The organism is Nonomuraea sp. NPDC048892 (assembly GCF_040649735.1).
GTDB lineage: Bacteria > Actinomycetota > Actinomycetes > Streptosporangiales > Streptosporangiaceae > Nonomuraea > Nonomuraea maheshkhaliensis.
Genome location: NZ_JBEZFZ010000015.1, coordinates 191,858 through 203,208, shown reverse-complemented (window position 1 = coordinate 203,208; position 11,351 = coordinate 191,858). Strand labels below are relative to the sequence as shown.

Below are 11,351 nucleotides of genomic sequence, written 5' to 3'. Positions count from 1 at the left end.
CATGATGCGTCAATCCGCTGGGGACGGCTCGTCAGGGTGGACCTGCTCAACGGCCTGGTGCAGTGCGTCGATGAAGGCCGCGGTCGCCGGCGGATCCGGCGGATCACCATAAGAAGCGAGATAAACCCGCCGCCGAAAGTCACTCAGGACACTGACCTCGATCCCAGGCGCATGGTGGGTACGCAACGTCAGCCCCGGCATGGTCGTCACCCCCATCCCCGCCGCGACCAGCGCCTGCTGAACGATGGTGTCGTCGGTGATGTACGCGATGGCCGGAACGAACCCCACCGTGGCGCACGCCTCCAGAAAGTCGCGCCGGCAGTTCTCGCAACCCGCGATCCAGTCGGCGTCGCGATTGCCGCCCAACGTCTGGCCGGGTTCCAGGCTGAGCAGGTACATCGGGTCGTCGAACAGATGCGTCGCGCGGATGTCATCCGGGGTCGCATCGTCGTAACGGAAGACGACCGCGACATCGACCTCCCCGGCCCGCAGCAGATCGAGCGCCACCCGCGGATGGGCCTCGACCAGGTGCAGCTCGATGCCGGGATGCTCACGACGCAGAGTGCCCGCCGCGTGCGGCACCAGCGCCGCGAGCGCCGACTGGAACCCGGCGACCCGCACCCGGCCGGTACGCAAGCCCACCATCGCGGACAGTTCCGAGGCAGCGGCGTCGACCCGGCCGACGATCTCGGCAGCGCGACGGGCGAGGTGTTCACCCTCCGGTGTGAGCCGGATGCCCCGGCCGACCCGCTGGACGAGCTTGGCCCCGGTCTCAGCTTCCAACCGGGCCAGATGACGGCTGACCGCGGGCTGGGAGTAGTTCAGTTGCTTGGCGGCCTTGGTGACCGAGCCCTGCGCGGCGATCGCCGCGAGCACCCTCAACCTCGGGATATCCAGCATGCATCCACAATACGCATGGGTTACTCCCAACATTGTCATTAGACGTATAAGTCGCCACTTGGGACCCTTGAACAGGACGAACTCACTCCGCAAAAGGAGACCGTGGCCATGACCCGCACCCTGGCGCCGCTCACCGATCTCGCCGCCGCCATCCGCCAAGCGGTGGCCGTACGGACCGACTGGACGGACACCGCGGAACTGGTCGCGGAAAGGCTCCGCACACACCTCCCCGGCCCCGAGATCCTGACCCCCGGCCAGCGCCTCGGCGAGCCCGACCGGGTCGCGGGCCACCTGCTGCACGTCGAACCCGACGGAGCGTTCTCCATCCTCGGCCTGGTCTGGCGCCCCGGGCAGACCACCCGCATCCACGACCACATCACCTGGTGCGTCGTGGGCGTGCTGTCGGGCGTCGAGCACGAGGAACTGTTCGACGAAGCCCTCACCCCCATCGGCACGCGGGACAACCCGCCCGGCGAGGTCAGCGGCTTCGCGCCGCCCGGCGACATTCACCGCATCCGCAACATCGGCGACGAGATCGCCATCAGCCTGCACATCTACGGCACCGACATCTCCCGCGTGGGCTCCAGCGCCCGCCGCTACTACAACTGAGAGGTTCCACCCATGGACCAGCACGCCATCGACGAGGTACTGAACCGCCCGCTCAGCCAGGAACTGCTCGCCCGCGACCTGGCCAGGCTGGCGTTCGTCGCACTGGACGGCACCCCCCGGGCGATCCCGATCGGCATCGTCTGGAACGGCACGGAGATCGTCATGTGCACCGCGACCAACGCCCGCAAACTGCCGGCGCTGCGCCGCAACCCCGCGGTCGCGCTGACGATCGACACGGAGTCACACCCGCCGAGGGTCCTGCTCCTTCGCGGCAACGCGGAGCTGGACGTCGTCGAGGGCATCCCGGACGAGTACTTCCAGTGGAACGGCACGTACGAGATGACGCCGGAGCAGCGGGCCGAGTGGGAGGTGGGCGTGAAGGCGCTCTACGACGGCATGGTCCGGATCGTGGTGAAGCCGACCTGGGCCAAGCTGATCGACTTCGAGACCACACTGCCCACCGCCATCGCGGAACTCATGCAACGGCAGCAGGAACGCCAGAACACCTGAACCCGACCCCCGCCACCCCCGGAAGGACCATCATGGAGAACACTGACCCCCGCACTGGGCGCGGGACGGTCCAGCGGTTGGACAATGTCGCCATGGTCGTCGACGACCTCCCGGCCGCCAAGGCGTTCTTCGCCGAGCTCGGGCTGGAGCTGGAAGGCGAGGCGACACTCGAGGACAGCGCGGTGGATCGCATCGTAGGACTCAAGGGGGTTCGAACGGACGTAGCGATGATGCGCACTCCGGATGGCCACGGCCGGCTCGAACTGACCAAGTACCACACGCCGTCCAGCCCGGCCGGCGACCCGCACGCTCCGGCGAACACGCTCGGCACCCAGCGCGTCATGTTCGCCGTCGAGGACATGGACGACATCCTCGACCGCCTGCGGCCGCACGGGGCCGAACTCGTCGGCGAGCTTGTGCAATTCGGGACCAGCCACCGCCTCTGCTACCTCCGCGGCCCAGCGGGCATCATCGTCGCCCTCGCCGAACAGACCGGGTGATCCCGCTCAAACAATGAGTGGCTCGCCCCTGCGGACCGGCAGGCGCACGTCCACCAGTCGAAAGACGTCATGAGGTACACTGAAGGTACCGAGGCTTTTTCGAACGTTGGCATTCAGGTCTGCGTCGCCCCCGGCGAACCACCACCGGCTCCTTCGGGGGCCCGGACAGGTCAGGCGACCATGACGCCGACGCTCCTTTCTCAACTCGCACCGCTCAGCGGCGCCTCGCCCGCGATTCCTCGGGTCGACTCCGCGCTCCGGCTCAGTCTCCGCCCAGTGCCGAACCGGCTGACTGTGGTGGACGGGGCCTGGTGGCCCTTCTCCAATGACGCGACCGCCGAACTGCCCGGCCTCATCGCCGCCGTGGACCGGCTGCTGGATCGGGTCACGCTCCGCATCGGCCTGCATAGCGATGTGTGGCAGAACATCCCGCGCCGCATCCCGGCGCGCGGGCGTCGGGTCCGCGTCGGCTGGTTCCGCCACGCCGACCCGCGGGTGATCACTCTCAGCTTCGGCACCGGCGAGCCGGTCGTCCTGCTGATCGTCCCTTCGGGCACCGCCGCCGACGCCGCCGAGGCCACACTCAAGCTCACCACCCAGGACATCGCCGGTATGAGCATCGACGCCATCCTCACCCTCGCCCGTCTGCCCGCCGGCCCCCCTCCGCGTGCCGCGGCCGACAGCTCGGCCCGCTGGGAGGACGAGGGCGGGTCGGTCATCGGGCAGGCGACGCAGCCATCCATGGGACGGCCGACGACGTCGCCATGACCCCGGTGCCGCCTGCCGGCCGGATTGAGCGGCTCTGGTACCGCCCGTACTGGCGGCGGGCCGATCTTCGGCCGGCAGGCATCTCATCACTTTTCGGCTTCTCCCGTGAGGAGAACTTCCATGACCGTCATCGACACAGTCCCGCCCGCCGAGGTGACCGCCTCAGCGCCGACCCTCGTGCATCTGTCGGGGGACATCGACATCTTCACCACAGCCCGGCTGCGCCAGCGGCTGATCGACGCCCTCGGTGACAGCACCGGCCTGCTCGTCCTGGATCTGTCCCAGATCACCTTCTGCGGGGCGGGAGGGCTGGGCGTGCTGGTCGGCGTGCAAAACCGTGCCAAGGCCCGAGGCATCACGCTGGCCTTGACCGGCGTTCCCCCGCGCGTAGCCCGGCTGCTGCTCATCACCGGGCTGGACCGCCGCTTCCTGGTCATGGAATGAGCGGCCTGCCGACCCGCATTCCCCCTGGCCCGAACCCGACCGGCCCGCCGCTCACCCCGAACTGACCGGAACGAAGCCGGCCCCCGCCCGGTAGTTGGGCGACTGGTGCCGGAAGTAGGTGTTGTAGACCTGGCAGTAACGACCGCCCTTAGCCAGCAACGTGGCGTGATCACCCTCCTCCACGATCTGCCCATGGTCCAGCACGATGATCCGATCGACATGTTCGATCGTGGACAACCGGTGGGCGATGACAATGGACGTCCGCCCGGCCAGCACCACGTCCAGCCCTTCCTGAATCTGCGCCTCGGTCAGCGGATCGACACTCGCCGTAGCCTCATCCAGCACCACGATCGCCGGATCCTGAATGAGCAGCCGAGCCAGCGCGACGAGCTGCCGCTGCCCCATCGACAGCGCACGCCCGTGCTCGCCGACATCAGTGGACAGACCGTTGGGTAGCGCCTCGATCCAGTCACCCCCGCCGACCGCCGACGCGGCGGCCAGCACCTCGTCATCGGTGGCCTCCGGCCGCGGATAGCGGATGTTGTCCGCGACCGTGCCGCTGAACAGGAACGGAGCCTGTGGCACCGCGCCGATCTGCCGCCGGTAGGAGGTCAGGTCGAGGGTACGGATGTCGCGGCCGTCGATCAGCAGGCGACCTTCCTGGAACTCGTAGAACCGGGTGATCAGCTTGCTCAGCGTCGACTTACCCGCTCCGGTATGCCCGACGAGCGCGACACTCTCCCCCGCCTCGATCCGCAGATCGAAGTCACGCAACACAGGATGCGCGGCGTCGTAGCCGAATGTGACCCCCTCGAACTCGATCCGCCCGGCCAGCTCCCCGGCCGGCCGCGCGTCGCTCTGCACCACCCGGGGCGGAGCGTCGATCAGTGCGAAGACCCGTTCCGACGCCGACAGCCCCTGCTGGAACTGCGACCAGAACGCGGCGATGGACGTCAGCGGCATCCAGAAGAGCGCGACCCCTTGCAGGAACAGGTACCAGTCGCCGGCGGACAGCCCACGGGTGAGCACCGCCGAACCCCCGAGATAGACGAGGGCGACCGTCGCCAGCCCGGCCACGAAGAACAGCACGGGAAAGATCCCGGAGAAGACGAACCCCTGCCGCAGCGTCACCTGGTAACTCTGCTGGTTGATCGGCCGGAACTCGTCGTAGACCTGCTGCTCCTGGCGGAAGTTCTTGGCCACGGCGATGCCGCCCATGGTCTCCTGCAGATTGGCGTTGACCCGGCTCAGTGAGCGCTGCGCACGCCGGGTGCTCGCTCTGGCCAGCCGCCGGAACAACAGCGCCAGGCCCACCACGATCGGCACCACGAGCAGCGTGAGCAGAGCCAGCTCCACGCTGCGCACGAACAGCAGCACCGTCACGAACGCCACCATCAGCACCTGGCTGATCAGGTCCATGGTGAGGGTGGAGACGGTGGCGAAGTCGTCGGTGTCGGAGGTCACCCGGCTGACGATCCGGCCTGACGGCGTCTCGTCATAGAACGACATGTCACGCTCAAGCACGGCGTCGAACGCGTCCTCGCGCAACTGCAGCACCACGTCACCGGTGACCCTGGAGCTGAACCACTGGCGGACGAAGTTGAACACCCACCCGAGCCCGCCCGCGAGCAGCACCCCCACCACGAACATCCAGCCGACCTGGCCGATCGTGCCGTCGGCGACGGCGTCGACGACGTAGCTGACCAGCAGCGGCATCGCCGCGTTGCTCAGCGAGGCGGCCACGATCATGCCCGCCACCAGGACCATCGCCCCGGCCTTGGGCCGGAAGTAGGTGACGATCCGGCGCAGCAGGTCGCGGTCGTTGTAGGTGCGGTCGTAGTCCTCGGCGTCGAGGCCGTCCATGATGAAGCCCATCAGCGAGCACCTCCCTGCTCACTCGCCAGAATCGGGGCCCCGTCCTCAGGCGGTGCGCCGTTCTGCGACCCGACACCCGCTGGCCGCCCCGCGCCGACCTCCGCCTTCACCTCGTCCGACCGTCCGCCGCCGCCATCCGCCCCCACCTCGTCCGACCGTCCGGTGCCGCCGTCCGCCCCCACGCCGGCCTCGTCGTAATGGGCGAAGATCCGCCGATAGAGTCGGCTCCGTTCGATCAGCTCGTCATGCGTCCCGCAGTCGACCAGCTCACCCCGCCGCAGCAACAGCACCTTGTCCGCCCACCTGATCTGGGAGAGCCGATGGGTGATCAGCAACGTGGTCCGCCCGTCGAGGATGCGCCCGATGGCCTGCTGAATCTTGTCTTCGGTAGCCGAGTCGATGGCGCTGGTGGAGTCGTCGAGCACGAGGATCGCCGGATCGGTCAGCAGCGCCCGCGCGATGGCCAGCCGCTGCCGCTGCCCGCCGGACAACGTCACGCCCCGCTCACCGATCACCGTGTCGTAGCCGTCGTCCAGCTCGGCCACGAACTCGGCGGCCTGCGCGTCCTCCGCGGCCCTGATCACCGCCTCCCGGTCGGCCCGCTGGCCAAGGCTGAAGGCGATGTTCTCGGCGACCGAGCGAGAGAAGAGCACGATGTCCTGCTCGATCGTGGAGATCTGGGAACGCAGCGAGTCGAGGTCCCAGTCGCGTACGTCGACGCCGTCGACCAGGATGCGCCCCGAGGTGACGTCGTAGATGCGCGGCACCAGTTTCGTCAGCGTGCTCTTGCCCGATCCCGTCTCCCCCACGATCGCCACCGTCTCGCCCGGTTTGACGGTGAACGACAGCCCGCGCACCGCCGGCTCGCCGCCGTCGTCGTAGCCGAACGTGACGTCGTCGAAGACGATCTCGCCGGTGATCGGCGCGGCGTGTCCGTCGTCGCGCTGCTGCAGCTCGGTGTCGGAGGTGACGATGTCGAGGATCCGGCGCGCGGAAGCGATGCCGATCTGCACCAGGGAGAAGGTGAAGATGGACATCTGGGTGGGGAAGCCCAGCATGACCACCAGCCCCATGAACGCCACCAGGTCACCGACCGAGATCGCGCCCGTGCTCTGCAGGTAGAGGCCATGCCAAAGGGCCCCGGCGACCGCACCCGCGAACAGCAACGTAGGCAGATAACGAGCCTGCACCAGGCCGTTGCGGACAAATGAATCACGGTAGAGGCGCGCGTACGAGCGGAACCGTCCGCGTTCCTGCCCCTCCTGCGCCATCACCTTGATCACCTCGATGCCCCGCACGGCCTGACTGAGCCCGGCGTTGAGGTCGCCGAACTGCTCGCGCATACGGGTCGCCACCGGGTTGAGCTGACGCATGTAGTGCCACAGCGCGAAGGCGAAGCAGACCGCGAAGATGCCGGGCACCAGCAGCAGCCTCGGATCGATCGCGGCGATGAAGAACAGCGGCACGATCCCGGTCAGCCCCGAGTCGGCGATGAGGTCGATGCCCGGCGTGACCATGATCGACAACTGCCTGATGTCGTTGGCGGCCCGCGCCATCAGATCGCCGACCCGCTGCCGGTTGTGGAACGTCTGACTCTTGCCGAGCAGGCTCACGTACAGCTCGTCGCGCGCGTCCCGTTCGAGCCGCTTGGCCAGCACCTCGCTCGACATCCGCGCGACGCCGTCGGTCAGACCGCGCGCCACGATGACGACCAGCAGGATCAGCGCGATGAACCCCAGCGCGGACGCCGCACCCCCGCCCCCGCCGAGCACGGCGTCGAAGGCCGCGCCGGTGAAGTGCGGCACGGAGGCGTTCAGCACGGTGTTGACCAGGGTGCCGCCGAGAAACCCCAGCAGGACGAGCGGATGGCCGCGCATGTGGGACCAGATCCAGCGCACCGGCCCACGCCGGTCGTAGCGCTGACCGGAGACGGAGAACTCCGAGCTGTTACCGGTCACGACCGTGGCCTCCCCGATGCAGGCGGTGAGCGGGCTTCGAAACTGTTTTCTATCACCGGGCTACGACAGTTTCCCACCGCATTTCCCACGACCGGACCGCACACCGCCAGGACGCCGGGCCCTCAGACCGACCCGGAAGCACCTCAGACCGACCTGAAACACACCCTCAAACCGACCTGGAACGTGCCCCTCAAACCGACCTGGAACGTGCCCTCAAACCACCCTCAACCAACCGATCCCACCGCCCCGACCCCCAGCCGGCGCACGCTACTCCCACCCCGCCGCACCCACGATTACCGTACGCCACCACGCAGTCTCTGCACGCACCCGCAGATCACTTACCGCGACCCGCCACCCCCCAAACCCGACCGGCGGCGTCAGGCGCCCTCCTTCCATCCCACCGGCACCAGATTCACATCGAACTCGATCTCCTCGTACGGCACCTCCATCCCCCACCCCTCCGTACGCGCCCGCGGACTACGGACGAGCTCCTCCTTCACCGCGTACGCCGCATCAGACCCCAGATAGGGATCCCCCGCCAGAAACACATGCGTGATCAGCGGCCGATGCCCTTCGGCAGCGACCCGATAGTGCAGGTGAGCAGGCCGCATCGGATGCCGCCCGATCGCCCGCAACAACACACCCCCCGTGCCATCAGTAGGAACGGGATAACTACTCGGCCGAATAGTCCGGAACCAGTAACGCCCATCGCCATCGGCCCTGAACACCCCACGCAGATTCCCAAGATCCTGCGCGTCATCCTGACTGTCATACAGACCGGCATCACTGGCCTGCCACACCTCCACGGTCGCCCCCGCGAGCGGCGTCCCGTCACAGTCGAACACCCGCCCGTGCACGACGGTAGGCACCCCACGCTCCCGCTCAGGCCCGTCACTCACCCAATCGCCCAGCTCCCGCACGGGAGCAGGCGAGTGGAACGGCCCCTCCACAGACGACGGCGTCATGTTCGCCGGCCCGACATTGTTGACGTCATCCACGGCACTGGTCAGCCCGAGCATGTCGGACACCAGAATGAACTCGTTGCGCTCGGGCCTGCACATCTTCCCCGTCTCAACGAGGAACGAAAGCCCCGCCAGCCACTCCTCGGGCGTCGGCCGCACCTCCTCGACGAAGGCGTGCAGATGACGGACGAGCGCGGAGACGAGCTCGTTGACTCGGGGATCGTCCCCATCGATCTGATCCAGAACCTGACGCACCAGCGGGTTCGCATCCATACCCGGAGTCTCCCGCCGTCCACTCCCAGAGGAAACCCGCACGCTCAAGAAACGAGAGACACCACGGAACGGAATCACTCAATAACGCACAGCCATAATCTGAGATAGCAACAACCCGTATCGCCCTTTCACCGCGTCTCCATGCCCTTTTCGGTGTACAACCCGCCGAACTCCCGCTGCACGCCCCCTGACCTCGTTACGCTTCGTATGGTCAACTCGCCCGTCGGCAGCCGCAGGGGACCAGGATGGCGACGCAGGAGCAGATCGACGCCGCTCGCCGGCAGATCGAACGGTTGCGCGATCAACATGACGGCGACATCCGCGGCCTCCTCCATCTCCTCGACGCCGGCGCGATGAAAGGCCCAGCCGCCGACAAACTGGCCCGCGAGGCCCAGACCTGGGACCAGACGTACAAGGGCATGTTCACCCGCGCCCTCGGCCTGCTGGACACCCTCCGCCCGGACGGTGCCTCATGATGAGCCCAGAACCGACACCACTCGGCATCGACCCGGCCCTGATGACGCAGCTCATCTCGTTGATGAAGCGGCTGAGCAGAACCGTCCCCGAGGTGGGCGCCCAGGTGGACAAGGCGTTGAACACTGTTCAGCTCACCCTGTACGGCCCGGGCACGGCCCGCGACGTCGGCCACCAGATCGGCGCGAAGGTCCCCGACCTGCAACGCCGGCTCGATCTCATGCTGGCCGCACAGAAGGTCGCGCTCGACGCGTCGAGGTCACTCTGGGCGGACGAGTCGAAATGGCTCTCCGACACCCCTGCCGCCGGCGCCGCCACGGCCAAGCGGCTCGCGGACGCCCTGCGCACCGGCATGAAGAACGGCACCATCGACCAGAAAACCCTTGACGAGCTGCGCAAACACCAGGACGACCCGTACTTCGCGGTCGCGTTCGCCACCCAGATGCCGCCGCATGAGCTCAAGCAGCTGCTCTCGTCGCTCTACCGCCGCCAGAACACGGCCTCGGGCGCCGACCCGGAAGTGCTCGCCGAGCTGGACAAACTGTCCGCCGCCCTCAGCACCATCCTCGGCACCGCCTCGCGGGGCGCCGGCGACATGAAGCTCCCCAAGGGGTACGTCGACCAGTTGCTCAAGCATCTCGACACGCCGGAGACCACGTTCGCCCTCAACAAGCTCCTGCGCACCGGCAAGTTCGACGACGCCTTCCTGCGCGAGGTCGCCACCAAGGTCTACGACCACGAGCGCGCGCAGCCGCAGGACTCCCTCTACTGGCGCAACATCATGCCCGCCACCCAACCGGCGAACCACCTCCCGGCCGCCTACAAGGACCCGATGGCCGCCGTCGCCGCCGCACTGGCCAACAACCCGCGGGCCGCCCAGGACTTCTTCACCGACCCGAAGCGCAAGCCGCTCGACTACCTCATGCGCGAACGCGTCTGGTACGAGGCCACCGACAGCGACCTCGGCCACGCCCTCGAAGCCGCAACGACCACGTTCCGCGACCATGACCTGCCACCGGGACAGTCCCGCGGCTACACCTCAGCCCTGATCGCCTCCTGGACCATGCGCTTCTGGTCCAACCCCGCCGTCCAATCCAACCTCCGCAACACCCGCCAGAGCGTGGGCAACATCCTCAGTTCCTACATGAGCGACGTCAATCGCACCTCGGGGGACCGAGTGGCACACAAACCGGGTGTCGTCACCCGCGACCCCGACACGAACCTCGCGGGCACGCAACCCTTCGGCGCCCTGTTCGACCGCGACGGCCTCAAGGGCGTGATGAAGTGGGCCTTCGCGGACCCCGGCGTGCTCAAGACGGTGGTGACGGCGCAAGGGCAGTACAGCATCGAAGTGCTCGACGAGCGGGCCGCCAAGATCGCCGAGCAGAACCGTGCCGATTTCGAGAAGTGGCGCAGGACCCATCCGGAGGCAACGACCGCCGAAATCAACGAGCAGCGTCAGGAGATTCTCGAGAAGCGAATGACCAGCTCGGATGGAGCGATTTTCGGCCAGACGATCGACCGGCTCAGCCGCACCTTCTATGTGATCACCGACGCGGGGAACATCGCCAACATCACGAAGGCGGATCAGCATGACAAGGCGTTCGGCGCCTTCAAGGAGGCCGTGACCAGTGTGGCCGATCTGGTTCCCGGCCCTCAGGGGGCGATCGCCGGAATGCTCTTCGACAAGGGCAAGGCTCAGGTGTACGGCCAGTTCACCGGCAAGCAGGGAGCTGCGGCGCGCAGTCAGGCCGCCTCGACCATCGGCCAGACCATTGACATGTTCACCGACATCACGGCGGACGTGATGACGCGACACGGGCTCTTCGGCGACAAAGAGGTGCCCGCGAGAACACACCCGCATGCTTCCGTGAATTTCCCGCGCGGCTCGGCAGGCGACTTCATGGACGGCGACAAAATCATCCCATGGGGCAAGATGACCGAGGAGCAACGCGAGGCGTACACGGAATGGATCACCCATCCGGACACCGGAGCCGTCTTCCGCGATCCTTCCAACGCCGTGCAAGAGGGCTTCGCCCAAGCGGCCCGCACGGGAGGACAAGGTTGATGAGAACAGC

11 protein-coding genes are annotated in these 11,351 nt (G+C 67.5%); 7 read left to right on the top strand and 4 right to left on the bottom strand.

What is annotated here, in order from left to right; genetic code table 11:
- Positions 1 to 9: 9 nt before the first annotated feature.
- A complete protein-coding gene (locus AB0C28_RS37560) occupies positions 10 to 900 on the bottom strand; it encodes a LysR family transcriptional regulator (protein WP_357853004.1) in 891 nt (296 codons plus the stop codon).
- A 108-nt stretch (positions 901 to 1,008) separates the two neighbouring features.
- Between AB0C28_RS37560 and AB0C28_RS37555 the strand changes: the two genes are divergently transcribed.
- From AB0C28_RS37555 to AB0C28_RS37535, 5 genes are all read left to right on the top strand, one after another.
- A complete protein-coding gene (locus tag AB0C28_RS37555) occupies positions 1,009 to 1,509 on the top strand; it encodes a cysteine dioxygenase family protein (RefSeq protein ID WP_357853007.1) in 501 nt (166 codons plus the stop codon).
- Positions 1,510 to 1,521: 12 nt separating this feature from the next.
- Complete coding sequence (locus AB0C28_RS37550) at positions 1,522 to 2,019, top strand: pyridoxamine 5'-phosphate oxidase family protein (RefSeq protein WP_357853010.1); 498 nt, start codon at positions 1,522 to 1,524, stop codon at positions 2,017 to 2,019.
- A gap of 77 nt (positions 2,020 to 2,096) precedes the next feature.
- Complete coding sequence (locus AB0C28_RS37545) at positions 2,097 to 2,519, top strand: VOC family protein (protein ID WP_358080310.1); 423 nt, start codon at positions 2,097 to 2,099, stop codon at positions 2,517 to 2,519.
- Between the two features lie 69 nt (positions 2,520 to 2,588).
- A complete protein-coding gene (locus tag AB0C28_RS37540; RefSeq protein WP_358080278.1) occupies positions 2,589 to 3,287 on the top strand; it encodes a DUF5994 family protein in 699 nt (232 codons plus the stop codon).
- A gap of 120 nt (positions 3,288 to 3,407) precedes the next feature.
- Positions 3,408 to 3,731, top strand: coding sequence for an STAS domain-containing protein (locus tag AB0C28_RS37535; RefSeq protein WP_357853019.1), 324 nt, complete (start codon positions 3,408 to 3,410; stop codon positions 3,729 to 3,731).
- A 51-nt stretch (positions 3,732 to 3,782) separates the two neighbouring features.
- On the opposite strand, the gene AB0C28_RS37530 is transcribed toward AB0C28_RS37535, so the two are convergent.
- From AB0C28_RS37530 to AB0C28_RS37520, 3 genes are all read right to left on the bottom strand, one after another.
- Positions 3,783 to 5,606 (bottom strand): ABC transporter ATP-binding protein, encoded by a 1,824-nt coding sequence (locus AB0C28_RS37530; protein ID WP_357853021.1) that lies wholly within the window; start codon positions 5,604 to 5,606, stop codon positions 3,783 to 3,785.
- Positions 5,606 to 7,564 (bottom strand): ABC transporter ATP-binding protein, encoded by a 1,959-nt coding sequence (locus AB0C28_RS37525; RefSeq protein WP_358080277.1) that lies wholly within the window; start codon positions 7,562 to 7,564, stop codon positions 5,606 to 5,608. The genes AB0C28_RS37530 and AB0C28_RS37525 overlap by 1 nt, the downstream gene beginning before the upstream one ends.
- A 377-nt stretch (positions 7,565 to 7,941) precedes the next feature.
- Positions 7,942 to 8,799, bottom strand: a complete 858-nt coding sequence (locus AB0C28_RS37520; protein ID WP_358080276.1) for a dioxygenase — start codon at positions 8,797 to 8,799, stop codon at positions 7,942 to 7,944.
- A 245-nt stretch (positions 8,800 to 9,044) separates the two neighbouring features.
- Here AB0C28_RS37520 and AB0C28_RS37515 point away from each other — a divergent pair, with 245 nt between their 5' ends.
- Both AB0C28_RS37515 and AB0C28_RS37510 read left to right on the top strand, forming a co-directional pair.
- Positions 9,045 to 9,275: a hypothetical protein gene (locus tag AB0C28_RS37515; RefSeq protein ID WP_346106565.1), complete on the top strand. Its 231-nt coding sequence runs from the start codon at positions 9,045 to 9,047 to the stop codon at positions 9,273 to 9,275.
- A complete protein-coding gene (locus tag AB0C28_RS37510) occupies positions 9,272 to 11,341 on the top strand; it encodes a DUF6571 family protein (protein WP_358080275.1) in 2,070 nt (689 codons plus the stop codon). Before AB0C28_RS37515 ends, AB0C28_RS37510 begins: the two co-directional genes overlap by 4 nt.
- Positions 11,342 to 11,351 lie beyond the last annotated feature (10 nt).